Below are 26,521 nucleotides of genomic sequence, written 5' to 3' on the forward strand. Positions count from 1 at the left end.
AATAGATTAAGATCATCCTTAAAACTCTATTATTCTTAGACCTTGATTACTTACATCATAAGAAAGAGCGGCCTATAAGGCTGGCCGCCTTTTCTCTTCGCTAAAAATAAATTTAGGTTTAAAAATATAAGCCAAGGCTGGCATTAAGAACAAAGCACTCAGTGCAGACACTGATAGCCAAATTCCTATCAAGAGCCCCATTTCCGCCTGAAAGCGTAATGATGAATAAAACCAAACACATACACTTGCAATGAGTACAAGCGCAGTAACCAAAACCCCTCTACCAGCACAATGAATAGAAGTAGAAATTGATTCTATGTACGAATGTCCTTTTTCATATTCACTTTTAATTCGATCACAGATGTAGAGAGCGTAATCTACCCCTAAACCGATGCCTAGTGCAGCTACAGGAACCGTATTGATATTCATCCCTATTCCCTGCCAAGACATAAATGCAAATGTAACCAGATTCGACAGGATAACAGGTGCCATAAAGAACATACCGGCAATGCTGGAGCGATATACAGCAATACACATAATGACCAGAATAAACAGAGCCAAAGCAATTGATTGAATTTGCCCTGACAAAATGACTTCATTTACAGCAGCTATTACACCAATAACTCCACCAGCCAAATGTATCTGGACCTGATTAACTAGAGGATTGTCTGTAATAAATTGGTTAATTCTCGCGATCGCTGTCTGAATTGTCTCCCCTTTACGATCTGTGAAGAACAAAGTAACAGAGGCATTTCGGCGTTCCGTATCAACAAACCGGTCAAGATCACCAGGCTCAGCCGCATTCTCAAACATATACATCAGCTCACCATTCACTAATGTATTTTCACCTAGTTCGTGATAACGAGTATTACCCTCACGAAGGGTTTTATTAACTTCAGGTAGAATATCAGCAATTGATAAAGTTCCACCTATCTGAGGCTGCGCTTCCATGTGTGTTTGGAAACGTAGCATAGTGTTAAGTACTTCAACTTCTTTAACTTGATTCTCTCTTTCTCCTCCCACGACAACGAACATTCGATCAGCACCGGGGAATTTTTTGTTTATCTTCGCTGAATCTTCGTTGTACTCTGATTCAGGCCATAAGATTGGGCTACCGGGATTTGCGTCACCCACTTTCAATCCGAGAGAGTAATAACCGCAAACCATGAATAATGTCACAGCTATAAAAACCACTGCATAACGCGCTCTTGTTTCAACAACTTTCACACAAAGATTAAGAACCGGACGAATTAAAATCACATCCAAATTTAAACCATGAGCATAAGAGTTTGGTTTTTTGACCCATGAGAGCAAAACAGGTGTCAGTATCACTGCACTTACAGCTACAGTAGATACCCACACAACCGCTAATATAACTAACTTTTGTAACAAAGGGATGGGACTAATCGCTACCACCGCGACACAACCCGCATCTGTCGCAATGCCTAGCAATCCTGGACGAAGGAGATCTTTAAGAGTAAGGCGTGCCGCAATTTTTGAACACAAATTATCGCCTAACAGATCAATTTCTTCGTGGAACCGGGTAATCATTTGCACTGAATGCGAGACTGCTCTCGCAGTGATCAACATTGCAATTACAACTACTAAAGGATCAAAGTGAATTCCACACAGTTGCGAAATACCTAATGCCCAAATTGCGCTAACAGCTCCAGAAATAAGAGGTAAAAGTGTACCCCTCCATGTACGATTGATAATGAACAGTAGGACTAGAAAAATAGATAATGCTAGCAATACTAAATTCATCGTTTCAGGTAGGTAGTGGTTTACCCACCCATAGAGAATAGGGTTACCAACTACGCTGACTTCAACAGATTCATCTTCAAATTGTTTAGCCAGCTCATATGCCTGATCAAAAGCTAGATTATAATTCAGAAGATCATCAAAGAAGTCGACTGTAATCAGTGTAGCTTTCAAATCCTTAGATACATAAGGGCCGTAAACCAACGGATTTTTAAGAATCGCCTGTTTGAGTTCACTAATTTCTTTTTCCGACTGAGGAAGATTTGGCCACATATAAGGCCTACTTTCGATACCCTCGGTTGATGCTTTAACTTCCTTCAGCTTTTTACCAGCCAATGAATAAATTTGGAATTCATTAATAGCATCAATTTTTAAAAGCCCTTGCGTTATACCTTGAACTTTTCCCAAAACATTGAGATTAAAAATATCCTTATCTTTTGCCACAACCATAAAAGTAATGATATTTGTGCCACCAAAAGTATTTTTAAATTCCTCATGGGTTTTAATATATTTATGAGATGTTGGCTGAAGATCTTCGAAAATAGTTTTTACATCAATATTAAATGCAGGATATGACAAAAGTAGTGTAAAAAAACATACAATAGCTAATACGATTTTTCTTTTATTTATACACGCTAGCGCAAACTTTTCCATAGTGATCACCAAACCAACTTATCACTTAACTCAACGAATTTGTTATATTTCGGGCTAAATTTTCCAACATTTGCCCCAACTGCAACATATTCACCATCAACCAGATTAATTTCTGTATGCCAAGACAAATCCATTTTATCGAAAATGCCGCTTTTTAGGTTTTCTAAGCTATTATCAATTTCGACCCAGACACCTTTATTCCCGACAGAGAACCAAACATTTCTATTTTCATCCCAAATTATATCCATTAAATGCTCAGAAACTTTTCCTCCACTGGTTTCTACTCTTTGCCAAGTTATACCACCATCTTCGGTTTTGATGATTAGTCCATCTAAACCTACAGCCAGACCATTGAATTGATCTTTGAACTCTATAGCCATTAAACTACTTTCAATATCAAAATCTAATTCAACTAAGCTCCACGAATCGCCATCGTTATCACTAATTAAAATTGTTCCAAACTCACCTACAGCAATAACTTTACTATCATTAATTTTAATAATGTCATTTAAGATAACATCTTCATCTTCACGCATTTTCCCCCAAGAGCGCCCATAATCATTTGTTTTAAGGATTGCACCAAACTCACCCACGGACCAAGCTTCACCATTAATATACGTATGAACGCGGAGTAACTTATTTGCAACTTCATTTTTAGGAACAATAATTTCTTTCCAAGTTTCTCCTGAATCTTCAGTTATTAAAACAACACCTGTATTACCTACAGAAACTGCTTTATTATTATTCCAAGCGGATACATCTTGAAAATGATTGGTTTCCTTAGTTTTTTGAAGACGCCATGTGGAACCGGAATCATTTGATCGTAAAATTTTCCCGTAGCTTCCTACTAACCAGATATTCTCACTATCTACAACATCAACTCCATATATATTATCTCTTGGCTCGATAGCCGGCGTTTCAACTTTCTCAATTGTCACAGTTGGCTTAACAAAAACCCCTGCCCACAATAAACCACTAACTATCATCCAAGGTATGATTGAAATAATCGTTTTACTAATACTAAATTTATTTTTCTGTGGTAAATCACATTTGTAATTATTATTAGACATACTATGAACCAGGAAAAAATCTGCTAAGCAGCGATACAATCACTGCCTAGCAGTCAATTAAAGGAAATATTTCTGTTAATTTATCTCGCAATTTTTAGTAATTGCTTCAAGCTAACGTTATTCTCTTTCACGCCAGCCGGATTTGATTTCATATTCGCAGACCATGTAGTCGAGAAATTAGCCTTATAATCGATTACATGACCAATCACTGGAATTACGGCTTTATAACCATCGTCTGCAACCTCAGGTCGATTCTGGAAGATAAAGAACTTCCAGAATTTACCATTTTGGTCATACGCCTCACCAAGGTATGGACGCGGCCAGTCTTTCTCCATATACACCACTTTTTTGCTATACGGATGCCCCTCAGGTGGAGTACCTTCAATTACGTAGACTTCACGCGGCTCCCATTCAATATGTTTCGCAGGGTAATAAAACGGCTTCTCATCAAGGCCAACGCTTGGGAATTCTGCGTTAGTGCCCTCTTTACTTTTATCAACACTCAGCTCTGGGCTGTGAGCAATTGCAAAAACCCAACGCGTATCTACCAACTTAGTTGATTGATACTTGGTAGGAACCGCATCCCAAATATCCCAGTCATCATAAAGCTGAACTGTTCCGCCAATTGGATCCATCCAAGCACTACCAGTAAGACGTCTTGCACGTCTAACAGATTTCAGATAAGCCCATGTATCATCCGGCTTTGCGGCACTAGGGTCATTGTATCTAATCGAAAAAGTACCTAATCCTTTTATATCCTGAGGGCTTTGAGCGACAAGAATAGTCTTCTGCATAATATCGCCATCACCTTCCTGAACAGGACCACCGTCTAAACGACCTTCCATATAATAACGGCGTGACCACCAACGCTGGATACGTTCTACACCATCTTCGCCATCGATAAATACAAATGACAGATCACGTAAATCCATAGTTGCGCCATAGGTTGGAGATCGAAGGTTCCAAATCAGTTTATCACCGGCATGAGGATCATTTGGATCTATATCCTGAGGATCAAAAAACATTCCAGAAGTCCAACCCGATACCTGTCTAGTAGCCGGATCAAACTTAACCTTACCCTTACCTTGCTGGGTTGCCTCTATGTATTTAGGATCAACATCAATTTTTTCAGAGTGACGAATCTTCATGGTTAAGCCACGTTCTTTAATCATCCACTCAAGTCTTTCAGGAATCATGTCTCCTACACGCTTTCCTTCAAACTGTGCATCTTTTACCGCATCAAAGTTAGCTTTAGAAATCACAGTACCTGCTGGTAGTTCCGCTGCTTGTACTGTTCCAACAACAGCCCAACACAACACAGCGGCCTGAGATATTTTCTTTAAATAACCAATATTCATAATTTTGAGCCTCTTATAACTAGAATTGGCGAGTTAGGGTAAAGGTCAACTGATTATCGTCACCGAACCAGTCGAAGAATGAAGCTGAGTTTTCAAGAGCACCCAGTGGGTTTCTACCTGGTACACTTCCAGCAGCAACATGCTTCTGATCACCATCTGTCCACCAAAGGTTAGCTTCGCCTTTGAATCTCCAATTATCGCCAAAGACCATTTCAACAGCAGGAATAGCAAACCCACCGCCATTACTAAGGTCGGTACCCAGAACTAAAGACGGATTAATTGTGTCGCGGTTGAAATTGAGTAAAGTGAAGAAGGTTAGGTAGGTTGTATGTTCTTTCTTTTTCGCTCCGAAAGAAGCAAATTCTACGATTTCATCATTTTCATCATAATCGACAATCCAGGTATCAAACAGTTGGATACTTGTAAGCGAAGGACGATTGGTACCAAGCCAGCTAGATAAATCTAATTCTTTATCTAAGCGCACCATAGTGACCAAAGTATCTTTTTCTTTTACCCCAGCCCAACCAGGTAATGATGATTGCAGAGCACCATAGTTATATGGTTTGTCAGGAATAAATGCGAATTCGGCACTGAGTGTAGAATCAATGCTTTGGCTATATGTATTCGCTGTAAAGCCAAATACATCTATTTCAGGGAACACCCAGTCACCAAGAACCTGATTCTTTGCAAGCTCACCGTAAGACTGCATAGACGTTACACCAAACGCACCTGGCACTGCAGAATTGGCCGCAGGGTTTATGATCGGTTGAGGATTAAAGGTTTTTAAGTACGCAAATGAGTAACCAATTGAGCCTGCCGTACCATTCCAGCGTAAACCAAAGGTAGGATCATCCCAATCACCATTTGGATTATCTTCGTTGTAGTCAGTAAATGCAGTGAAATCTACGCCCCGATATGGGTGAGGAATCCAACGTCCACCCTCGATGTTGAAATTACTACCCATGTCCTCAGCACGATCCCAACCAGGACGTACATAAAAGTTCAGGTTACCGTCCAGTTCTGGTACATCAACATTAAAGTTCGCCAGAATTAGCGGTTTACGCCAATCTTCATTATTCTCGAAGAAAAGCCGTTTCCTATAATCAAAACCATGAACCACGTCGAGAGCCTGAAAGAAATCACTTTCACCCCAAACTAATTGTTGTTTGCCTAAACGCACATCAACACGATCATTCAGAGAAAAATCTACGTAAAACTCACGTAAAAAATCCCCCAAACTGTCTGTTTGATACTGATCCAAGTAATCCTGAGTTGTAGCAAAACCTCCTGGGGTCTGCGTTTGTGTCAGCTGTTCAAGATCATCCAGATAGCTTGTCTGATACTCTTTGTCGAGACGACCAACAGCTTTCCAAAACACGTCCCCTGCTTGAGCATCCATCTCTAGCTGTAAGGATGTCCTTGCCATGCCTACATCCCACTTGTCATTGCCTGCTGTTTCTTCTTGATCTTCAAGAAATATGGAGGTTTGGGCACGAACGTACCCACTAAAATTGACACTATAGTCATCATCTGCATGAGCTAAGCTGCCCAGTAATAGTCCTGCACTGACCAGTAGAGAACTGGTTTTCTTTTGATTTTTTTTCACAATGATTGCCTACATTTTATATTTGTTATGTTTTGACAAACTAAAACTTCATTCGCCCAAGCACTTGAATGAACTTTCACATTCATGAGCTTTGGCATAAACAGAGCAATCAATTACCGTGCCAAAGACAAATAAAAAACAATAAGCATTTGAATAAAAAGGAATTTATAAACAATTATTAAAGATTAGTTTTCCAGATATAGTTTGAGAATCAAACGCTACGTTCGACTTTCAAACGCAATTTACAGAAGGCTGTTTATCTAGGAATATTGCCAATAAAAACAGGGGCTTGGTGATGCAAACTTAGGAACTAATCATTTAGTTCCAACAAAATAGTTATATAGAATCATACCAATGTGTTAGCTTTTCAATAGCCTAAAAAAAGGTTTACTGTTTTACACTGGTAAAGCGTGGCAATATTTTTTATTCATAGTTAAACCAAATCAGTTGGATTAACTATGAAATTTCTACATGGATTGTACGACGGCTAACTGGCAGCATATGAAAATGATGCGACCTATTACCCTGATTTGAGTAATGTGTTATTTTTTAATTCCTAAATTGAATGCTCGTTAGACCAATCTAAAAATAATAATGAGAGCAAAAAAATGCCCCGTACTCAGCAGAAATATGCATCTAACAATAAAAACCCTGCGGACTTTTCCCAAAAAGAAATTGATATGGCTTGGGAGCGATTTCTTTGTGGTACTGAAAAACATGAAATCATAAAAGTAAGAGGCAGCATCATAAATTCATGGGAACGTTGCCAGTCAATCGGTGTGGACCCCTCAACAAAGATTGCACCAGTTGTTGCTTCTGAGGATGATATGAATATAACCCTCAGTCAAAATGAAGACTTGCTAAGGTGCTCACGCTCAACCATTGAAGAGTCGAAACTACTATTAAACGACTTAGAAACCGTTCTATTTATTACTGACAGGAATGCGCTAAACCTTACAATCACAGGTGACCCGAGGACTATAGACCGCGCCAAAGATATCAGTTTGCTTCCAGGAAGTTTTTGGAGGGAAGTGGTAACTGGATCAAATGCAGTAGGGACAGCCATAGAATCTAATCAACCAACACAAGTGCATGGCCAAGAACATTTTTGTGAAGGTTTTAAACCCTGGAGTTGTACTGCTGCTTGTATTTATGACCCTTATGACATGCAAAGAATCGGGGTTATTGATATTTCAGGGTTATCAGATAGCTTTAACCGTTTCCACTTACCCCTAGTTACTTCTTGGGCAAATACTATTCAATCTCAACTTCAAACATTGACGATACTGCGTTGGTCGAAAATTGAAGAAGCACTTATTTCAAGCACTAAATTCAATGGTTCTAATAATTTCCTTCTATTCGATAAACAGGGTCGTTTTATAAGATCAAACACCAACGATGAAAAACTACTAAAAAGCTTTATACCTAGATATAAAGACGGTAGGAAATTTAGGCTGAATTTAGAAAGGTATGGCGGTGATAAGCCTGACTTAGAACACCTAGCCTTTTACCAATCAATGGATGATTATATTCAACCTATCTTAGATCCAAAACAGAGAAATAAGCTACTAGGGTTCAAAGTAAATATTCCTAGGGACGGTACATCACAAATAATTAATCACAACGGTAATACGCAAAGTACAACGACATCATTGAGCGTTTCACCAAACATAAGTACCCTAAACCTAGGGCCATCACATGAAAACGACAAAATAAAACTAGCGGCAAAATCACCTTTACCCATTCTATTATTAGGTGATACTGGTTCCGGTAAGGAGTATGCAGCAAAAGCTATTCATGCGGAATACACTAGTTCTGAGTCCCCTTTTATTGCTTTAAATTGCGGTGCATTTTCAAAAGATCTACTTAATGGCGAATTATTCGGTTATGTAGAAGGCGCTTTTACTGGTGCAAAAAAGGGCGGCATGATCGGAAAGATTGAAGCTGCTAATGGAGGGGTTCTATTTCTGGATGAAATAGGAGAAATGCCATTAGAGATACAACCTGTATTTTTACGTGTTCTTCAAGAAATGGAAATTTATCGCGTGGGTGAAACAAAACCACGAGCTGTAAATTTCAAACTTATCGCAGCGACCAATATTGATCTAAAGCTCGCGGTACTCAAAGGTAATTTCAGAAAAGACCTTTACTATAGAATCGCTAATATTGTAATAACGCTTAAACCCCTTTCAGAACGGAACGAAGAGATTCCTAGCTTAATTGAGTCAATTCTAGATAGGATTAGTGCAACCTATCAAACAGAACGAAAGCAGGCATCAAAAGAACTTACCGAAAAGCTGAAATTGATGTCCTGGCCTGGGAACATTAGAGAGCTATCTAATGTCCTTGAATATATGACGTTTATGTCAACGGGAAATATACTCGTACCTGAAGACCTTCCTCCTGAATACTTAACTGGTAATGAAAGCATTAACGAAGAACCTACGGAGCAAGGTTCAACAACATTAAACAACACTAGATTCATTAGTTTGGAAAATGCCGAAAAATCTAGTATTGCAGCAGCAATACAAGCAAGTAATGGAAATATGACCAAAGCATCTAAACTACTTGGTATAGCTAAAAGTACTTTATACCAGAAAGTAAAAAAGTATGATTTATAATCAGAATAATACAAACCGGTTACTAAGAAGCACCATACAGCAGTGTGCTCTCCCAAATATCGGAGATTTTTTATGGCTCATAAGTTTTTATTTGTTACGACAGCTTCCCCATAAACGAAACATATAACCTACATAGAAAACAGGAAACTAACCTCATTTACTGTGCTCATCATTTGATAACAAAGGCTTTTGTAGACACTCAAGTCCTTGTTCTATTACTAATATTACCGCGAGTTAATATACTTAAAATCTCCCCAAACAATCCGTCATCAAGCGTAGGACCTTAAAGTTAGAATCCGGTTGGTCGACCGCTCATCTCAAATCATATGTCAGTTTTACTCGAAGACACTACATAGACTGAATAGAATGATGAAAAACGGAAGCAAACCTCCGATGTTATTTACTAAACGCTTAGGCCTTATATTTCGGGCACAACAGAGTTTATTTAAATATCTATCAAATATCAGAAAGCTCCCGCATTTTTCAATATATACATTTTATTATTCAATAATACTCTTAAAAAAAAGAGCATCATTTATTACGAGTTTAGAGATAAGGAGGTAAATAATTCCTTATGTTACTAGCTTTAATTTATGGTGGGTCGGGATATTCGGTCGCCCCCGGTTTTCTGGCCTGCCACCCTTTAAAACTAGCTCTAAAATAAGGTTAGATTTATTTTTCGTATTCAAGCATTTCTACGCTAGAAGACATTTAAACTAAATTCTAATTGAAAACACTAGCATTGTTTTAGCTTTGCACATCCTCTACAGGAAATAAAACACTTAGTTTTCCCTGTTTTTGCGGGCTGCGTTATCTGATTTTATCACTTAACCAGTCCGCTTTTTTTTACAACATAAGCCACTTAATTATCCAAAAAAAACACTTTTTATTCAATATCTCCTTTCTACAGGTCTATATATTTATTCAAGTTATCTTAATAAACATTTCCCCTTTTATAAATAACTCTAAATAAGCATAAAAAATGGAGAATCTATATGAATGCAGCAGCTGATAAAGTAACTGTATTAGATGCAATGGTGATTGGTGCTGGTGTTGCAGGTATGTACCAACTTTATAATTTAAGAAAAATGGGCCTAAAAGTACGCGCTTACGAAACAGCTACCGGTGTAGGAGGTACTTGGTATTGGAATCGCTACCCAGGTGCTCGTTTTGATTCTCAAGCAGAGATCTATCAATACTGGTTTGATGAAGAGATGTATAAGTCCTGGAAACCCAGCGAGCGCTTCCCAGCTCAACCTGAAACTGAAGAATGGCTAAATTATGTTGCCGACCGTCACGAACTGAAAAAAGACATCCAATTCAGTACTCGTATTAAGTCTGCTCACTATGACGAAGAGACTAATAGATGGAATGTAGTTACTGATTCAGGAGAACTAATCAATACTCAGTTTTTACTTGCTTGCTGCGGCATGCTGTCAGCTCCAATCGAGAACCGCTTTAAGGGCCAAGAAACGTTCCAAGGTGAAACATATCTAACCGGAAAATGGCCGAAAGACGCGAAAAGTTTAACTGGAAAACGCGTAGCTGTAATTGGTACGGGAGCTACAGGTATACAGGTAATTCAGACAATAGCTCCAGAAGTTAGCTCGATGAAAGTTTTTTGTCGAACCCCTCAATACGCCATTCCAATGAAAAACCCGAAATATTCTGAACAAGACTGGACCTATTGGTGTGACCGTTATGATGAGACAAAAGACAAAGTAATGAACTCTTTTGCCGGTTTTGACTATGATTTCACAGCAAAACCATGGCATGAATCTACTGAAGAGGAGAGACTCGCGGTCCTTGAGGAACATTGGGAAGAGGGCTCACTTTCATTATGGTTAGCTAGTTACTCGGAAATTTTCTTTGATGAAGATATTGCTGAAGAAGTCTCAGAATTCGTACGAAATAAAATGCGTCAACGCTTAGGAAATGACAAAAAACTTTGTAACCTTTTAATTCCAACGAAAGATGATTACACCTTCGGTACTCACCGCGTTCCATTAGAATCAAACTATCTTGAAGTCTATTTACAAGATAATGTAGAGCCGGTAGATTGCAGAACTACCCCCATCCAAGAATTTGTTCCTGAAGGTATCAAAACTGAAGATGGAACTATTCATGAATTCGATGTGATTATTTTAGCGACCGGTTTTGATGCAGGCTCAGGCGCCCTTAGCCGTATTGATTTTCGAGGTCGAGATAACCGTTCATTGAAAGATCAATGGCAACAAGAAATTACCACGGCAATGGGCCTCCAAGTACATGGATATCCAAATCTATTTACCACTGGCGCACCTCTTGCCCCATCAGCTGCGCTCTGCAACATGACAACTTGTCTTCAGTATCAAGTTGACTGGATCACAAATTGTATCGATTTTGCATTAAAAAACGGCAAGAAAACAATAGAAGTATCCAAAGAAGTAGAAAATGCATGGGTGGAACATCACGATGAAGTTGCTTCAAAAACACTTGTTGTAAAAACTGATTCTTGGTACATGGGTTCGAATGTAGAAGGCAAGCCTCGTCGTTTATTATCATATATTGGCGGTGTTAATGACTACCACAAAAGATGTGATGAAGTAGCAGAGAAAGGCTACCCAGGTTTTAAAATAGATTAATGGCTGTTCTACACACATATTAAAGTAGGTGATTTAAATGAGTATTTATTACACCCAAGAAGTTCATGGCCCTTATGAATTAATCAATATTGGAAACTTACAGCTTGAGGAAGGTGGAAATATTCCCGACTGTATGCTGGCTGTAGCCACATTTGGTGAACTCAATTCAGAAAAAGATAACGCTATACTTATACCGACTTGGTACTCAGGTACCAATAAAATTATGGAGCAAGTGTATATCGGTGAAGGTCGACCTCTAGACCCCTCTGAATATTTCATCATTATTGTCAACCAAATAGGTAGTGGTCTTTCAAGCTCTCCCAGTAACTCTCCTGAGAACCTGAAAGGACCTCTTTTTCCACTCGTGCGCATTGGAGACGATGTTAGAGCCCAACATAAACTTCTTACGGAGCATTATGGCTTAGAGAGCCTTGCTTTAGTCTTTGGTGGTTCAATGGGAGCTCAACAAAGCTATGAATGGGCCGTTCGCTATCCTGATTTTGTGAAACGTGCAGCGCCTTTGGCTGGAACAGCTAAAAACACAGAACATGACTTCATCTTTGCTGAAACGTTGATTGAAGCCATCGAATCAGACCCTAACTTTAAGGATGGTTTTTACAATCTAGGCTCCGAAGTGGCTGAAGGTTTAGAACGCCATTCAAAACTGTGGACAGTAATGGGGTGGAGCACTGATTTTTTTGCGAAAAAGAGGCATAAAGATCTTGGGCACGCCAACATCAGGGGCTTTGTTAATGATTTCATGATTGAATACTTCGCGCAAATGGATCCGAACAATCTACTTAGAATGATTTGGAAATGGCAAAGAGGTGATGTCAGTCGTCATACAGCAGGTGACCTTACCGCTGCGCTAGGCAGGATCAAAGCCAAAACGTATGTAATGCCTATCAGTCATGATATGTTCTTCACTGTAGATGATTGCCGTACTGAACAGCAAATGATTCCAGGAAGTGAATTGCGACCGATAATATCCATTGATGGACACCTTGGCCTTTTTGGTACTGACGAACAGATGATAAATCAAGTGGATGAATATCTTGATGAACTATTGAGTATTGACCTCTAACTTTTTAAAGGAAGCAATTCCAACTTAACTTCTGGTAACAGGAACCTTCTAAAACATTAGTAAGACCTCATAGTTAAAGCAATGGGAGGTTTAACCAAGTTATTACGCTATCGTGTTGCTGGTTGTAAAAGCATAAAAAAGAGTCATATGGTTTTTACCTATGGCTCTTTTCGTTTCCTTAGCATGATGTCGCTTTGTGTTAACATTTCTTTTGCTTTTACTACACGTAACGAAGTAATAAAAGAGTACGGTGTACAGCTGAAGCAATGTGTTTCAAAGAGTATTATTCTTAATTGCATTATTCGTTAAGTGAGGAGGCTAAATCTTCCAAGGCCTTGTGTGTATCGGAGTATTTTTAAATATCTAGGAGCGTCAACAGAGAACTTTACTTGATTGGACCCAACTGATTCAGAGGGAGGTGCCAATAATATCGTCACCAAAGTAGAGTTTATTGTCCTTCCTTTAAAGTTACTGTCAGCATTTTGGTAATCCTCCATGAATTGAGACTGCTTTTCAACAATGCCACTCCAAAGCAATGATTCAAATATAGTAGGAATTGATCCACCTTCATTGAAATCAAGCTTCACGGTATACTTATCACAATCTTTATTGTAATAAGGATAAGTAGCCTCCCTGCTACCAAAGGTGCTTTCACAAACTTTATTTGTTTGATAGGTCATATTTAACCCCCTCATTTTCACAATCTTTATTGTAAATCTACACTGACGGCCCATTTTTCGTTTAGAGCAAGTAAATATGTTATCAGGAAGCATTGTTGTTAATTACCACGCCGAGCGTGGTAACGAGATACGAGACAGAAACACTGCAACTTAAGTCTATATCCAGTTGTACAAAAAATAGTCATTTGGTACTGAGGTTATTCCACTTCCCTCTAATATTGCTCATAGTGTGAAAAATAATAAATTTAGGAGCACCCTTAATGAGTTTGCTAGGATCAATTAAATCTTTGTTTTCCCCTCTACCTGAAGGCTCTATTCGCTATAAAGGGTATACGATTGCAGCACTTCCAGAAGAAGAATTTGGCCGTTATAGATTAAATGCAGTTATCAGCAGAAAAGATCAGCACCGTAGCTATACGCTAATTGATCGCGTTGCTGACAAGCAGAGCTGTGTAAAAATGACGCATACAAAAGCAAAAAAGTTAATTGATCAAAAGGGTGAGGGAATCTTTGCACATTAAGATATGCGTTAACACCGGGGTGACGAAACAAGGCACATATCCCTAGGAGTTTATCTACATCTCGTTCCCACGCAGAGCGTGGGAACGTTAAGAGCCTGCGTATAAAACATCTCCCTCACCACGCTTTATAAACATCCAACAACCCCACCATTCCGGCATAATCTCTTGCACTGGAATAGCGCCAATGTACGGCTTCATCAACATAACCCCGTTTAACTGGATTATGATGAATATACTCAATCTTCTGGCGCATCATCTCCTCACTCTGTATCAGTTCAGGATGCACACCCTCTTGCCACAATTGATAAGTACGATCACGTTTATGCGCTTTTTTATAAAACGCTAGTTGATCCAAGATAGTTTTTGCTTTTTTGGTTTGTAGATAAGCAATCAACTGCCTTGCCGTAAATGATTTAAGACGTGCGATATCCTTATCTAGCTGGTCGCTTTGCGCTACAAGATGTAGGTGGTTTTCTAAAATCACATAGGCGTAAACCTTAAAGTCTTCACCCATTAAGTAGCGTAATGAATTAAAAACGATATCAACCGCATCAGGACGCGTAAAAATTGGTAACCAGTGCAACACAGTTAGCGTTAGAAAGTGTGGTTGTTCTGGTGCAGTAAAGACATAACGACTTCGACCCATTAATTAACCTCCTTGTTAATTACCACGCAATGCGTGGGAGCTTATTCTTGTACCCATGCTCCTGCTTGGGTACATCTAGCCACTCTGTACATTAACGAATCTCCGACTGCATTACCACGCAGAGCGTGGGAACGAGATGTGCGTGGAAACGAGTAGTGTACGCCGAGGAGCACACCACGCTAGCCCCCATGCTCCTGCGTGGGGCTGATATTTCCACTCGGCATCGTACTCCTGCGCGGGTACATCGATGATGTGCTACACAGCCGCATTACCACGCAGAGCGTGGGAACGAGAAGTAATATGCAGAGCGTGGGAACGAGATGTGAGTGGAAACGAGTAGTGTACGCCGAGGAGCACACCACGCTAGCCCCCATGCTCCTGCGTGGGGCTGATATTTCCACTCGGCATCGTACTCCTGCGCGGGTACATCGATGATGTGCTACACAGCCGCATTACCACGCAGAGCGTGGGAACGAGAAGTAATATGCAGAGCGTGGGAACGAGATGTGAGTGGAAACGAGTAGTGTACGCCGAGGAGCACACCACGCTAGCCCCCATGCTCCTGCGTGGGGCTGATATTTCCACTCGGCATCGTACTCCTGCGCGGGTACATCGATGATGTGCTACACAGCCGCATTACCACGCAGAGCGTGGGAACGAGAAGTAATATGCAGAGCGTGGGAACGAGATGTGAGTGGAAACGAGTAGTGTACGCCGAGGAGCACACCACGCTAGCCCCCATGCTCCTGCGTGGGGCTGATATTTCCACTCGGCATCGTACTCCTGCGCGGGTACATCGATGATGTGCTACACAGCCGCATTACCACGCAGAGCGTGGGAACGAGAAGCAGTATGCGGAGCGTGGGAACGAGATGTGAGTGGAAACGAGTAGTGTACGCCGAGGAGCACACCACGCTAGCCCCCATGCTCCTGCGTGGGGGCTGATATTTCCACTCGGCATCGTACTCCTGCGCGGGTGCATCGATGAGTGCTACACAGCCGCATTACCACGCGGAGCGTGGGAACGAGAAGTAATATGCAGAGCGTGGGAACGAGATGTGAGTGGAAACGAGTAGTGTACGCCGAGGAGAACACCACGCTAGCCCCCATGCTCCTGCGTGGGGGCTGATATTTCCACTCGGCATCGTACTCCTGCGCGGGGCATCGATGAGTGCTATACAGCCGCATTACCACGCAGAGCGTGGGAACGAGATGTGGCATGCGGAGCGTGGGAATGAGATGTGGCATGCGGAGAGTGGGAAGGATATGTGGCATGCGGAGCGTGGGAAGGATATGTGGTATGCGGAGTGAGGGAAGAAGATAATTCTGTCACTTTCGCCTATAGTTGAAAATACTCAGTGGATGATACTGTCAAAAATAAAAAATATTATATCGAAGGGATAAGTTTTGGGAATAATGGATAACCCTTATGTGTTAATCGGGTTGTCAGTGATTATGCACGTGACTTGGAATCTGTTGGCTCGTCATGTGAGCCTTAAAGCAAACTACCTTTGGTGGGGATTACTTTCACACTGTGTATTGCTCGGCCCTTATGTCCTTTGGCAACTGATCCAACATGCACAATGGGGTTCATCGTTGGCGATCGCTGCCGTGATCACCGCGCTGGCTAGGTTGTCAGTGCAGGTTTAGTATTACTTTTTTGGGGCGTTTGAGCCGCGATTAATATATCTATCACTAACAAAAAAACGGCCATCAATGATGGCCGTTTAAGTATGATTCTGTCCGTTTAGTTATAGGCACCTGAGGCATAGTGCAGCTCATAGCTGTGGCTATAGATTTCTAAAATATTACCAAACGGATCTTCCATATAGATCATGCGGTAAGGCTTTTCGCCCGGATAGTAATAACGGGGTTTCGCCATACGTTTTTTACCACCGGCCGCAACAATCTTCTCTGCAAGCCCTTCCACATCGGGGTCTTGTACGCAAAAATGAAAGACACCTGTTTTCCAATATTCAAAGTTATTTACTGGATTTTCTTGGTTCTTAAATTGAAATAGCTCAACCCCTATTCGATCACCGGTGGACATATGAGCAATTCGAAATGTCCCCAATTAGCACCAAACACATCTCTCCAATAGGGCTGTCATCTTCAACTACATCGGTGGGTTCCATTATCAGATACCAACCGAGTACTTCAGTGTAAAAATTTACTGCAGCCTCAAGGTCAGGCACTGAGATACCAATATGGGAAAACGCCCGTGGATAAGTTTTCATCTCTGTTGGTAGTGAATTGTTAGTTTGCAAGCGGGTATCCGTCATCAGGGACAACTCCAAAGTTGTTAGTAATTGGGATCAGTTTACAAAGCTTCTATGTTAATATTAAATTATAATTAGCGATTATTTTGATAATTTAAAGTTATGATAAATACCTTATATCTGCGTACATTTATGAGTTTAGTGGAGACCAATCACTTCACTCAAACTGCCGAACGCTTAAACATGACCCAACCGGGTGTAAGCCAACATATCAAAAAGCTAGAAGCGCAAATCGGTAAGCCACTGCTTAGCCGTTATGGGAAAAAGTTCGAATTAACCGTCGCTGGTGAACACCTCTATAAATACGGATTGCAACAAGCTCAATCTGAATTACTGGCTATTGTTGCCGATGATGATATCAATAGTGGCTGTTGCTCTTTAGCCTGCTCGGGCTCCATTGCGATGAAACTCTATCCTAAGTTACTCGATCTCCAACAGGTATTCCCTAAGCTAAGTATCCATATTGAAGCTGCACCCAATAGCACTATTATCGAACGGGTTAAAACCAATCTATCGGATATAGGAATTATCACCCAACAGGTCAATGACCCTTTATTTATACAAGAACAACTGGGCGAGGATGCCCTTTGCTTAGTTCTACCGGCTCAAGCAGAATCTGACTGGCAAGGATTATTAGCACTCGGTTTTATTAACCATCCTGATGGCCATCACTATGCGAGCCAACTGCTCGAAAAGAATTTTCCTGATAGGTTTACAGCTATGGATCAGATTCCCCACTCCGGCTATATCAATCAATTAAGCCAAATATTATTGCCGGTTTCCATGGGCTTAGGTTTTACTGTCATTCCAAAATCCTCGCTGAATGCCTGTCCCTATCCTGATCGCATACAAAGTGCTGCTATCGATACGCCGATAAAAGAGACCATTTACCTTATTACGAAGAAGCACCGCGTGCTTCCCCGACGTTACCAATTAATTAAAAACTTACTCAGCAACCAATGGCATTAACAATCGAAGTAGCCCTAAAGTGACAATAATCCTTACAGGGCTTCCCTATTCGCCTAACCCTTGTCTGTCCTAGGATTTCGCCTGCATATAGTTACGCCAGCCACCATGATGAGTTATATCTTCAGCCGTTTCGATCGCATAACCTTCACAGATAAAGCTCGTCACCCAACGGCCATCCGCTAATTCCACTTTGCCTAAACCTAGCGGTTGCGGAATCCCTTGTAGAAAGCTACCTAATTCTGTTTGGGGTAAAGTCCACACTTCCACATCAATTGCGCTTCCTTCACCTTCAGACCGAATCAAACCGGGACGAAAGGGAGGACCTCCCGCCAGTGCGTATAACTTATAATTAGCAGATGTTTGCGTTGTTTTAACTAGGCGTGCTCCCCTCTCCTGCAGTTGGAAATTCAGCGGTAAGCCTTCAAGGTGTGCGCCACAAACAGCTAGTTCTACCCAGCCCTCTTGTATTGTCGCCGCAGGTAAAAGCTTAGGGAGAAGTGTATTTGTCGCACCTAAAGGTAAGCCTAAACTTTGCTGCCAAGATCCACCAAAACTTAATAGTTTTCTATCTGACCATGCCGGACCAAAAAGCGTAATACCAAACGGCAACCCAGATGTTTGTATACCTGCAGGTAACGCAATAGCGGTGTAATCCAGCAGGTTCATAAAGTTAGTGTAGTAACCCACATTTGAATTTAGCTTAATGGGATCTGCATTAACTTCATCAATGGTATAGATAGTACCCGCGGTAGGGATCACCACTGCATCGACAGTAGATAAGATCGCATCACACTGCACTTTATAAGCCTGTAATTGATAGATCGCCTTAAACGCATCTACCGCAGTTTTCCCTGCAGCACCTCCAATAATGGTTTCTATTACAGGCAGGCAACGGCTGGAATCTTCCTCGAAGAAAGACTCAATCGCAGCATAGCGTTCAGCAACCCAAGGGCCTTCATAGAGCAGCAATGCTGCTTGGGCAAAAGGATCAAAATCGATCTCGGTCAGTTCAACACCTTGCTCTCGCAGTTTATCCAGCGATGCGTTAAACAGCGCTTCGGCACTCTTATTACCAAAAAATGCTAACTGCTCAGGCGCTGGCACACCAATCTTACGACCTTTAAGCGCGTTTTCAGGTTGGTAAGCTGAGGCATCGTTAGAAGCTACATTAGGCCTTGCATAGCAATCTGTCTCATCATATTCGCCGGCGATATCCAACAGTAGATTAAGATCATCCGTTGTGTGGGCAAAAATAGTAATACAATCTAGGGTTTTACAGGCCGGTACTAAGCCTGTGCAGCTGACCATGCCTTTAGTTGCCTTCATCCCCAAAATATTATTAAACGCGGCGGGAACCCGTCCAGAACCCGCAGTATCTGTACCTAAAGAGAAACAGACCTGACCCGTCGCCACCGTGACAGCACTACCAGAACTTGAACCGCCGGAGATATACTCATCATTAAAACTATTTTTCACCGCGCCCCACGGGCTACGCGTACCGACAAGTCCCGTTGCAAACTGATCTAAATTAGTTTTACCTAAAGGCACAGCCCCCGCATTGATAAGAGCCTGAACCACATAAGCAGAGGAGTCAGGCTCATAAGTATAAGCTTTACACCCCGCAGTGGTTGGTAGCCCAGCAAGATCAATATTATCTTTGATCGCAAAAGGTATTCCGTAAAGAGGTAGCTCTTTAATCGTTTTACCTTTTAGGTTATTCAGAAATCCATTTAACTGCTCATCCGAGATAGATTCTATCCAGCAGTTACGTGTATCTGCTCTCGTCTCAGTCAATTTTTGTGTTAGATACTCGGCCGGTGATAACTGCCCTGATTCATAAGCGGCTAATAGTTCTATTACTGTTATTGGCATATTCATACGGCACCTGTGTCTTGTGATGTTGCTGATGTTTCTACTTGAGTATTAATAACCATAAGTCGCTGGCCCGAGTGAACTTGAGCCCCCGTTTCTTGGCTGATACTACTAATAACGCCCGATTCAGATGCAACCACTTCTAATTCCATCTTCATTGTTTCTAAGATCATGACGACTTCACCCGCTTTGACCTTTTGACCTGGTTCTACCAAGACCTGCCAGATATTTCCTGCCACTTGGCTTTCCACTGCGGTTTCATGTTCGCTAAGCATCTCATCAAGCCCTTGAGACTCAACCATCATATCTGCTTCAAAGTTAGCTTGGCCGCTCTCAACCCAGCGTTGACGTTCCTCCTCAAACGCAGTTTGTTGACGCTCTTTACACTGCAGAATTTCATCCTGATGCTGATCAAGTAAGGCTTGATACTCAGCAAGAGAAAACTCAGTTTCCTCTATTTTGACAGGGTATTTACCCCGAGGGTGATCACGACGAATCTCCTTCAGCTCCTCTGCACTCACCTCATAGAAACGGATCTGATCAAAAAAGCGCAGTAACCAAGGCTGCGTAAACGCCTCAGTTTTACGGTAGCGGTTCCACATCTGTAAGGTACGACCAATAAACTGATAACCACCCGGCCCTTCCATACCGTAAACACACATGTAGGCCCCCCCAATGCCGACCGCATTTTCCGGTGTCCATGTACGTGCTGGGTTGTATTTTGTCGTGACTAGGCGATGTCTTGGATCCATAGGTGTTGCCACCGGCGCACCTAAATACACATCCCCTAACCCCATCACAAGGTAGCTAGCATCAAAGACAATTTTCTTAACATCTTCGACGGAATCTAAGCCATTAATTCGACGGATAAACTCAATATTGTCAGGGCACCAAGGGGCATCTTTACGTACTACTTCATCGTATTTTTTAATCGCTAAACGCGTTGCTTCGTCATCCCAAGAAAGTGGTAACGAAACTATACGTGCAGGCACCGTTAGCTTATCTATATCACCCAGATCAGCTTCAGCGTGCTCTAATAGTTCAATCAGCTTAGCTATAGGTAGCTGTAAATTATCGTAATGTACTTGTAGCGAACGAATACCCGGTGTGAGCTCTTTAATACCTGTAATATTCAGCGCTTGAAGTTTCAGCATTAATGCATGAACACGGAAGCGTAATTTAATATCAAGACGCTGCGGGCCGTACTCCACCAGCAGAAAGTCTTCACCACTTGGACGATAAACAACGTTTTCGCCATAGGTTTCTTTAGGCAACACTTTAACAATCGGTGAGTCGATAACCGCTTGGGGCAGCTCACTCTCCTGAATAGAAACAGAGGATACTTGTTGTAACTGCTCACGTTCAGCATCGGCAGCATCGGCAATAGACACAGGTAAAAATCGTACAGTATCACCCGCTTTTAGCTGACCCATCTTCCACAGATCCGCTTTGATAATCGTAGCAGGGCAAACAAAACCACCTAAACTTGGACCATCAGGACCTAAGATCACTGGCATATCACCGGTAAAATCAATCGTACCTACAGCATACGCATTATCATGAATATTAGATGGATGCAGACCTGCTTCACCACCATCAGTTCTCGCCCATTCAGGTTTAGGCCCAATCAGGCGAACCCCAGTGCGGCTCGAATTGAAATGAACCTGCCAATCTGCGGCAAAAAACTCAGAAATATCTTTATCTGTGAAAAAGTCCGGTGCGCCATGAGGGCCGTAAATAACACGAATCTGCCAATCATTTGTTAACTTAGGCGCTGATTTTACTTGTGCACCGGCCTCAGCAGAGATTTGGAAACGACTATCAAGCTGGAGTACATCCCCAGAACGCAAAGCTCTACCCGCATGCCCACCAAACTGTCCTAAGGTGAAGGTCGATTTACTGCCTAGATAATCAGGGCATTTAATACCACCAGCAACCGCGAGGTAAGCACGCGCGCCATCTCCTTTTGTCGCACCCAACGCTAAGGTTTGACCGGCTTTAATAGCTAGCACGGTGCCCATAGGTACCGCCTGATCTTCTAAGGTTGCAGCAAGTTCAGCCCCCGTAATCACCACTTGAGTCGCTTGGTTAAAGCGCAGTGTTGGCCCGCTAATAATAATCTCGAGCCCAGCGGCATCCACAGGGTTATTAAGCAGCTGATTTGCTAACCTAAAACTAACAGAATCCATAGGACCTGAAGGTGGTACACCAATATCCCAATAACCTTCACGACCAGGGTAATCTTGGATCGTTGTTTGTGTACCGGCATTAAGTACATCAAACGTGTACGGCTGATAATTAAAGTCATTAAGAGAGCGTGTTAATACCTGGCCGCTCTGTACAACCTCGCTACCTAATAGCTGATGTAGATAACCTAAATTATGCTCAATACCATAAATCGTTGATTCCGATAGCGCCTGCATTAAACCCGTTAAGGCTTGCTGACGCGTAGACGCATGGAAGATCACTTTTGCTAACATAGGATCAAAAAATGGGGAGACTTCGACGCCTGCCTCAATCCAGTGTTCAACTCGTAGACCGTCGATCTCCGGCCACTCCACATGGCTTAATAAACCGGCGCAAGGTTGGAACTCTTTATTTGCATCTTCAGCATACAAACGCACCTGAATCGCATGACCTTTAGGGCTTAATCCTGCTCCCTCTTTAACAAGATCGAGTTCATTAGCACCCTGCTTCACCATCCATTCAACAAGGTCGACACCAAAAACCTCTTCTGTTACCCCGTGCTCAACCTGGAGGCGTGTATTGACCTCAAGGAAGTAGAAACGCTCAGTGGTCTGATCCAGTACAAATTCAACCGTACCTGCATTTCGGTAGTTAACCTGCTCTGCTAAACGTACCGCTGTATTTTGTAACGCTGTACGTGTTTCATCACTTAGATTAGGTGCTGGCGTTTCCTCAATCACTTTTTGGTTGCGACGCTGAGCGGAACAATCCCTCTCTCCTAGCGCTACAACATTTCCAGCGCCATCACCAAAAATCTGAACCTCTATATGGCGTGCATGCTGGATAAATTTTTCAATAAATAAACCACTATTACTGAAGTTATTCTCACTTAAGCGGCGCACTGAGTCGTACGCATCAGTTAGTTCTTGGGCAGTATCACAACGTTGCATACCAATACCGCCGCCACCGGCTGTGCTTTTCAACATAACAGGATAACCAACCCGCTCTGCTTCTTCTAACGACTGCTCTAAACTATCTAATAGACCTGTACCCGGTAGAAGGGGTACTTTCGCTTGCTCGGCTAACTCACGAGCTGAATGCTTAAGACCAAAGTCATTCATCTGTTCAGGTGTTGGCCCTAAAAAGGTAATCTCTTCACTTTCACAGCGCGCAACAAAATCTGGGTTTTCACTTAAAAAACCATAACCGGGGTGTACTGCTTCAGCACCGCTCTGTTTAGCTATGGCGATAATTTTATCTTGATCAAGGTAAGTTTGGGTGGCAGCCCCTTCACCTAAGGAATAGGCCTCATCCGCTTGAAGTACATGTAAGCTATCCGCATCTGCTTCACTATAAATGGCAACACTAGTAACACCCATTTTGCGAAGTGTGCGAATAATACGACAAGCAATGGCACCACGATTAGCAATTAGCACTTTAGAAAACATATGTATTCACCTGAATGTCTGGGTCGTCCCAGCAACACTCTAAGGGCTTAATTGGGGTCGTCCCCGCCCATTTTATCTGCCAATAAGTAGACAGCACTTTGTTCTACACAAAGCGAAAAACTAATCCCAAATCAGTACTTCGACCGGCGTTGGGTTGTAAGCATTACAAGGGTTATTCAATTGTGGACAGTTGGAGATCAGTACAATCACATCCATGGCAGCCTTCATCTCAACATACTTACCAGCACCACTGATCCCGTCCGCAAAGCTCAATCCGCCATCGGCTGTCACAGGTACATTCATAAAGAAGTTAATGTTGTGAGTAATGTCACGTTTGCTCATGCCAAACTGCTCATTTTCAGCAACCGCTAATAACCAGCTATCGCGGCAAGCATGCATGCATTTTTTATTTAGATCATAACGGACCGTGTTACTTTCTGTTGCGCAAGCACCGCCTAAGGTATCGTGACGACCACAGGTATCAGCAACAATTTCCAGCATTAGATTGCCTTCATTAGATAACAGCTTACTGCCTGCGGTAAGGTAAACATTACCCTGCTCTCGCACCGTATCTATTGCACTGTATCGCTCAGAAGGATCATCTGCGTTGTAAAACAAGGTATCTGCGGCTTGGTTACCCTCTAAATCCAAGATGCGCAAAACCTGACCCGCTTTAACCACTTTCATGTAGTAGTCACCGGCATCAATAGTTTCCCGTTGACTCGCCTGTTCAGCAGCTAATGAACTCTCTTTAATCATGATATTTCTCCCTTAGTGCGAACAAACATGAGGCGTTGCTAAATAACGCTGATTGTTTTCAAATCCGCGTGCATTTTCTGGACGATGATTTAAACAGGTATCGTCTGACGTCAACGGCGCCGCTTTATACATGCTTACTTCAATAGGATGATTAGGGTATTCAGCCGCAGGATTCATAGGATGGGGGCAGGTTGTAAACACCACTAAAGTGTCTATCTCAAAACGTAGTTCAATCACGTCGCCTGCTTTACTGTGTTCTTCGGCAAAACTTAAGTTGCCTTCGTCATCAGTAAAGACCTTACTAAAAAGGTTTAGATTCGCGGCTAAATCCCGTTTACCTAAACCATATTTAGCAACTTCTACCAACAAGCTGTCATAACCGTTTTGCAACCATGCATTACGGTCTTTCTGATAATCACGTGCGCCCCACTTTTCAGCCACTTTGCTTTTATTGGCCACACCACCCACTGTATCAATCCACTGAGTATCATCACGTACAATAGAGCAGAAGATCCGGCCCATATCAGAGTAGAGGCAGTTACCTGTGGTTAATTTAAACGTGTGTTGGCACTTAAGTGAGTCCGGTGCGTTATAGCGCTCTAGTAGATTTTGCGGGTTATAAAACAACATACTGACATTCGCCCCACCTTCTAAATCGGTCAGTTTTAAGCTATGACCGGCAGGTACAACCAAAGACCAATGGCTGGCCCCCGGTATACGATCAGTAAAGATTGCTTCGTTCATATTTCCTCCTCAAGCTGCGCTCGGTTTAACAGTCTGTAATTTTGCGAGTTGTTCTGGGTTTTCTTGTCCTGTGCTCAATGGAATATCAAAAGTTACATTGGCACCAAAGCGTTCTGGAGCCTGTTGGTCATGGCGAGTTTTATCAAACACCCATAAGCGGCTCCCTAGCTCAAACCCTTCACTTAGGTCATGAGTAATCATAAAAACAGTTAGTTTCTGCTCCTCCCACAAACTATGGGTAAGCTTGTGCATATCTTTACGAATACCTGGATCTAGAGCGCCAAAAGGCTCATCAAGTAATAAAATTCTTGGTTTACGAATTAACGCTTGAGCTATAGCTAAACGCTGCTGCATCCCACCTGATAGTTCACTAGGGTATTTATCTGCGGCGGGCCCTAAACCTACTTTTTCTAAAATATCCAGCGCTTCCGCTTTTGCAGCACGGCGCGCCGAACCAAATAAGCGACCGAGTAAGCGACTACTCAGAGAGCTTTCGCTAAACTCTTGGCCTAACATCACATTTTCCAACGCCGTCATATGGGGAAAGACGGAGTATTTCTGAAAGACAATGCCACGTTCGACACTCGGTTCAGGATCTAAAGGTTCGCCATCCAGTAGAATCTCGCCTTGGCTCGGTTGTTCAATGCCTAATAGCAGGTTTAGAAAGGTTGTTTTCCCACACCCTGAGGCTCCGACAATACTGACAAATTCGCCTGCTTGAACACTAAGGTTTACGCGCTCTAACACAACGTTATCGCCGTACTCTTTCCACAGATTATTGATCTGTATAATGGGGGGCTCAGTTTTAGTCATTGCGAGCTCCTTGCGCTGAGTGGTACCAAGGGAAAGCTAATATAGAGATGCGTTTTAAAGACCAATCCATCGCAAACGCCAGTGTTGTGATCCAAAAGACATAAGGCAAAATCACATCCATGGCGAGGTAACGACGCACTAAGAAGATCCGATAACCTAACCCTTCTGTCGCCGCAATCGCTTCAGCAGCAATGAGGAAGAGCCACGCACTCCCTAAGGTCAGACGTACCGCATCAATTAAGCGCGGCATCGTCTGTGGTAAAACCACACGCAGAATAATCTGCCAGCTATTGCCACCTAAGGTTTGCGCTTTAATCAACTGTTCTGATGGCAGCGCATCGGTACGTAACTGAATATCTCGAATAATCACCGGCGTTATGCCAATCACAATCAGCACAACTTTAGAGAGTTCACCTAAACCAAAGGTGATAAAGAGGATCGGCAAAATAGCCATCGGTGGGATAAGCGATAATGCAGTCACTAAGGGTGATAAAGGTGATCGAACATAAGGGATCATGCCGTTAAAGACACCAATCACTAGCCCGATCATTGCGCTTAATCCAACAGCGATGCCTAACCGTTGCAAACTGGCAAAGGTATCTTGCCACAACAGATATTCACCTGTTCGTTTACTAGGCTCAAAGCCCATACGAACAATGGCATCGGCAAAACTACCCAGTGAGGGCAGTAATTTATCACTTGGGTTTTCAGCCAATCGAGCATCGGATGTCACAAGGTATATGACAAACAAAACAATGAAAGGCAGCAACCCAAGCATCAACCGCGAGTAGCGGCTAGGTTGACGGTTTATAAGACGTGTCATTC

General features: G+C 42.3%; 19 protein-coding genes and 1 pseudogene. 7 read left to right on the forward strand and 13 right to left on the reverse strand.

The annotated features are described in order from the left end of the window. Nucleotides 1–72: 72 nt before the first annotated feature. From ACOQOE_RS13195 to ACOQOE_RS13210, 4 genes are all read right to left on the reverse strand, one after another. Nucleotides 73–2,415 (reverse strand): efflux RND transporter permease subunit, encoded by a 2,343-nt coding sequence (locus ACOQOE_RS13195; protein ID WP_067863527.1) that lies wholly within the window; start codon nucleotides 2,413–2,415, stop codon nucleotides 73–75. A 5-nt stretch (nucleotides 2,416–2,420) separates the two neighbouring features. Next, nucleotides 2,421–3,485 carry a WD40/YVTN/BNR-like repeat-containing protein gene (locus tag ACOQOE_RS13200; RefSeq protein WP_067863524.1) on the reverse strand — a complete coding sequence of 355 codons (1,065 nt, stop codon included), beginning with the start codon at nucleotides 3,483–3,485 and terminating at the stop codon, nucleotides 2,421–2,423. 80 nt (nucleotides 3,486–3,565) lie between these two features. Beyond that, the gene (locus ACOQOE_RS13205; RefSeq protein WP_067863521.1) at nucleotides 3,566–4,843 is read right to left on the reverse strand and encodes a DUF1329 domain-containing protein; all 1,278 of its coding nucleotides are present in this window, start codon (nucleotides 4,841–4,843) and stop codon (nucleotides 3,566–3,568) included. Nucleotides 4,844–4,862: 19 nt separating this feature from the next. Continuing rightward, complete coding sequence (locus ACOQOE_RS13210; RefSeq protein WP_420554218.1) at nucleotides 4,863–6,449, reverse strand: DUF1302 family protein; 1,587 nt, start codon at nucleotides 6,447–6,449, stop codon at nucleotides 4,863–4,865. A 608-nt stretch (nucleotides 6,450–7,057) separates the two neighbouring features. Here ACOQOE_RS13210 and ACOQOE_RS13215 point away from each other — a divergent pair. The 3 genes from ACOQOE_RS13215 (at nucleotide 7,058) to ACOQOE_RS13225 (ending at nucleotide 12,778) form a co-directional block, all read left to right on the forward strand. After that, nucleotides 7,058–9,070, forward strand: coding sequence for a sigma-54-dependent Fis family transcriptional regulator (locus ACOQOE_RS13215; protein ID WP_420554219.1), 2,013 nt, complete (start codon nucleotides 7,058–7,060; stop codon nucleotides 9,068–9,070). A 995-nt stretch (nucleotides 9,071–10,065) separates the two neighbouring features. Then, nucleotides 10,066–11,694, forward strand: coding sequence for a flavin-containing monooxygenase (locus tag ACOQOE_RS13220; protein ID WP_420554220.1), 1,629 nt, complete (start codon nucleotides 10,066–10,068; stop codon nucleotides 11,692–11,694). A 37-nt stretch (nucleotides 11,695–11,731) separates the two neighbouring features. Next, complete coding sequence (locus tag ACOQOE_RS13225; protein ID WP_067863509.1) at nucleotides 11,732–12,778, forward strand: alpha/beta fold hydrolase; 1,047 nt, start codon at nucleotides 11,732–11,734, stop codon at nucleotides 12,776–12,778. A gap of 305 nt (nucleotides 12,779–13,083) precedes the next feature. Here ACOQOE_RS13225 and ACOQOE_RS13230 read toward each other — a convergent pair whose 3' ends face one another. Beyond that, entirely contained in the window at nucleotides 13,084–13,458 is a 375-nt protein-coding gene (locus tag ACOQOE_RS13230; protein ID WP_067863503.1) for a hypothetical protein, read from the reverse strand. A gap of 260 nt (nucleotides 13,459–13,718) precedes the next feature. Here ACOQOE_RS13230 and ACOQOE_RS13235 point away from each other — a divergent pair, with 260 nt between their 5' ends. After that, nucleotides 13,719–13,979, forward strand: a complete 261-nt coding sequence (locus ACOQOE_RS13235; protein WP_067863499.1) for an HlyU family transcriptional regulator — start codon at nucleotides 13,719–13,721, stop codon at nucleotides 13,977–13,979. 115 nt (nucleotides 13,980–14,094) lie between these two features. Here the strand turns inward: ACOQOE_RS13235 and ACOQOE_RS13240 are convergent, their stop codons facing one another. Beyond that, nucleotides 14,095–14,625 carry an REP-associated tyrosine transposase gene (locus ACOQOE_RS13240; RefSeq protein ID WP_067863495.1) on the reverse strand — a complete coding sequence of 177 codons (531 nt, stop codon included), beginning with the start codon at nucleotides 14,623–14,625 and terminating at the stop codon, nucleotides 14,095–14,097. A gap of 1,167 nt (nucleotides 14,626–15,792) precedes the next feature. Here ACOQOE_RS13240 and ACOQOE_RS13245 point away from each other — a divergent pair. Next, nucleotides 15,793–15,936 (forward strand): hypothetical protein, encoded by a 144-nt coding sequence (locus ACOQOE_RS13245; protein ID WP_420554221.1) that lies wholly within the window; start codon nucleotides 15,793–15,795, stop codon nucleotides 15,934–15,936. A 105-nt stretch (nucleotides 15,937–16,041) separates the two neighbouring features. Next, complete coding sequence (locus tag ACOQOE_RS13250) at nucleotides 16,042–16,275, forward strand: hypothetical protein (protein ID WP_067863489.1); 234 nt, start codon at nucleotides 16,042–16,044, stop codon at nucleotides 16,273–16,275. Between the two features lie 97 nt (nucleotides 16,276–16,372). On the opposite strand, the pseudogene ACOQOE_RS13255 reads toward ACOQOE_RS13250, so the two are convergent. Then, nucleotides 16,373–16,862 (reverse strand): annotated as a pseudogene (locus ACOQOE_RS13255) (lactoylglutathione lyase family protein). Nucleotides 16,863–17,036: 174 nt separating this feature from the next. Between ACOQOE_RS13255 and ACOQOE_RS13260 the strand changes: the two are divergent. Beyond that, nucleotides 17,037–17,873: a LysR family transcriptional regulator gene (locus tag ACOQOE_RS13260; protein ID WP_420554222.1), complete on the forward strand. Its 837-nt coding sequence runs from the start codon at nucleotides 17,037–17,039 to the stop codon at nucleotides 17,871–17,873. A 69-nt stretch (nucleotides 17,874–17,942) separates the two neighbouring features. On the opposite strand, the gene atzF is transcribed toward ACOQOE_RS13260, so the two are convergent. The 6 genes from atzF to ACOQOE_RS13290 all read right to left on the reverse strand — a co-directional run bounded on the left by atzF (nucleotide 17,943) and on the right by ACOQOE_RS13290 (nucleotide 26,519). Then, a complete protein-coding gene (gene atzF / locus ACOQOE_RS13265; RefSeq protein WP_420554223.1) occupies nucleotides 17,943–19,745 on the reverse strand; it encodes an allophanate hydrolase in 1,803 nt (600 codons plus the stop codon). 2 nt (nucleotides 19,746–19,747) lie between these two features. After that, nucleotides 19,748–23,380 (reverse strand): urea carboxylase, encoded by a 3,633-nt coding sequence (gene uca, locus ACOQOE_RS13270; RefSeq protein ID WP_420554224.1) that lies wholly within the window; start codon nucleotides 23,378–23,380, stop codon nucleotides 19,748–19,750. A gap of 120 nt (nucleotides 23,381–23,500) precedes the next feature. Further along, entirely contained in the window at nucleotides 23,501–24,139 is a 639-nt protein-coding gene (locus ACOQOE_RS13275) for an urea amidolyase associated protein UAAP2 (RefSeq protein ID WP_067863480.1), read from the reverse strand. 12 nt (nucleotides 24,140–24,151) lie between these two features. Further along, nucleotides 24,152–24,883, reverse strand: a complete 732-nt coding sequence (locus ACOQOE_RS13280; protein WP_303415517.1) for an urea amidolyase associated protein UAAP1 — start codon at nucleotides 24,881–24,883, stop codon at nucleotides 24,152–24,154. Nucleotides 24,884–24,892: 9 nt separating this feature from the next. Next, on the reverse strand, nucleotides 24,893–25,696 hold the full coding sequence (locus ACOQOE_RS13285) for an ABC transporter ATP-binding protein (RefSeq protein WP_420554225.1): 804 nt from the start codon (nucleotides 25,694–25,696) through the stop codon (nucleotides 24,893–24,895). Continuing rightward, the gene (locus ACOQOE_RS13290) at nucleotides 25,689–26,519 is read right to left on the reverse strand and encodes an ABC transporter permease (protein ID WP_067981990.1); all 831 of its coding nucleotides are present in this window, start codon (nucleotides 26,517–26,519) and stop codon (nucleotides 25,689–25,691) included. Before ACOQOE_RS13290 ends, ACOQOE_RS13285 begins: the two co-directional genes overlap by 8 nt. Nucleotides 26,520–26,521 lie beyond the last annotated feature (2 nt).

Source organism: Neptuniibacter marinus (assembly GCF_965223595.1).
In the GTDB taxonomy this organism is placed as follows: domain Bacteria; phylum Pseudomonadota; class Gammaproteobacteria; order Pseudomonadales; family Balneatricaceae; genus Neptuniibacter; species Neptuniibacter marinus.

What these genes read in the sequence shown, in the direction of transcription:
- ACOQOE_RS13195 (WP_067863527.1), bottom strand. Translation starts at nt 2,415, where the DNA reads ATGGAAAAGTTTGCGCTAGCGTGTATAAATAAAAGAAAAATCGTATTA.
- atzF (WP_420554223.1), bottom strand. Translation starts at nt 19,745, where the DNA reads ATGCCAATAACAGTAATAGAACTATTAGCCGCTTATGAATCAGGGCAG.
- ACOQOE_RS13230 (WP_067863503.1), bottom strand. Translation starts at nt 13,458, where the DNA reads ATGACCTATCAAACAAATAAAGTTTGTGAAAGCACCTTTGGTAGCAGG.
- ACOQOE_RS13260 (WP_420554222.1), top strand. Translation starts at nt 17,037, where the DNA reads ATGAGTTTAGTGGAGACCAATCACTTCACTCAAACTGCCGAACGCTTA.
- ACOQOE_RS13205 (WP_067863521.1), bottom strand. Translation starts at nt 4,843, where the DNA reads ATGAATATTGGTTATTTAAAGAAAATATCTCAGGCCGCTGTGTTGTGT.
- ACOQOE_RS13200 (WP_067863524.1), bottom strand. Translation starts at nt 3,485, where the DNA reads ATGTCTAATAATAATTACAAATGTGATTTACCACAGAAAAATAAATTT.
- ACOQOE_RS13235 (WP_067863499.1), top strand. Translation starts at nt 13,719, where the DNA reads ATGAGTTTGCTAGGATCAATTAAATCTTTGTTTTCCCCTCTACCTGAA.
- uca (WP_420554224.1), bottom strand. Translation starts at nt 23,380, where the DNA reads ATGTTTTCTAAAGTGCTAATTGCTAATCGTGGTGCCATTGCTTGTCGT.
- ACOQOE_RS13245 (WP_420554221.1), top strand. Translation starts at nt 15,793, where the DNA reads ATGAGTGCTATACAGCCGCATTACCACGCAGAGCGTGGGAACGAGATG.
- ACOQOE_RS13280 (WP_303415517.1), bottom strand. Translation starts at nt 24,883, where the DNA reads ATGAACGAAGCAATCTTTACTGATCGTATACCGGGGGCCAGCCATTGG.
- ACOQOE_RS13285 (WP_420554225.1), bottom strand. Translation starts at nt 25,696, where the DNA reads ATGACTAAAACTGAGCCCCCCATTATACAGATCAATAATCTGTGGAAA.
- ACOQOE_RS13220 (WP_420554220.1), top strand. Translation starts at nt 10,066, where the DNA reads ATGAATGCAGCAGCTGATAAAGTAACTGTATTAGATGCAATGGTGATT.
- ACOQOE_RS13215 (WP_420554219.1), top strand. Translation starts at nt 7,058, where the DNA reads ATGCCCCGTACTCAGCAGAAATATGCATCTAACAATAAAAACCCTGCG.
- ACOQOE_RS13275 (WP_067863480.1), bottom strand. Translation starts at nt 24,139, where the DNA reads ATGATTAAAGAGAGTTCATTAGCTGCTGAACAGGCGAGTCAACGGGAA.
- ACOQOE_RS13225 (WP_067863509.1), top strand. Translation starts at nt 11,732, where the DNA reads ATGAGTATTTATTACACCCAAGAAGTTCATGGCCCTTATGAATTAATC.
- ACOQOE_RS13250 (WP_067863489.1), top strand. Translation starts at nt 16,042, where the DNA reads ATGGATAACCCTTATGTGTTAATCGGGTTGTCAGTGATTATGCACGTG.
- ACOQOE_RS13290 (WP_067981990.1), bottom strand. Translation starts at nt 26,519, where the DNA reads ATGACACGTCTTATAAACCGTCAACCTAGCCGCTACTCGCGGTTGATG.
- ACOQOE_RS13240 (WP_067863495.1), bottom strand. Translation starts at nt 14,625, where the DNA reads ATGGGTCGAAGTCGTTATGTCTTTACTGCACCAGAACAACCACACTTT.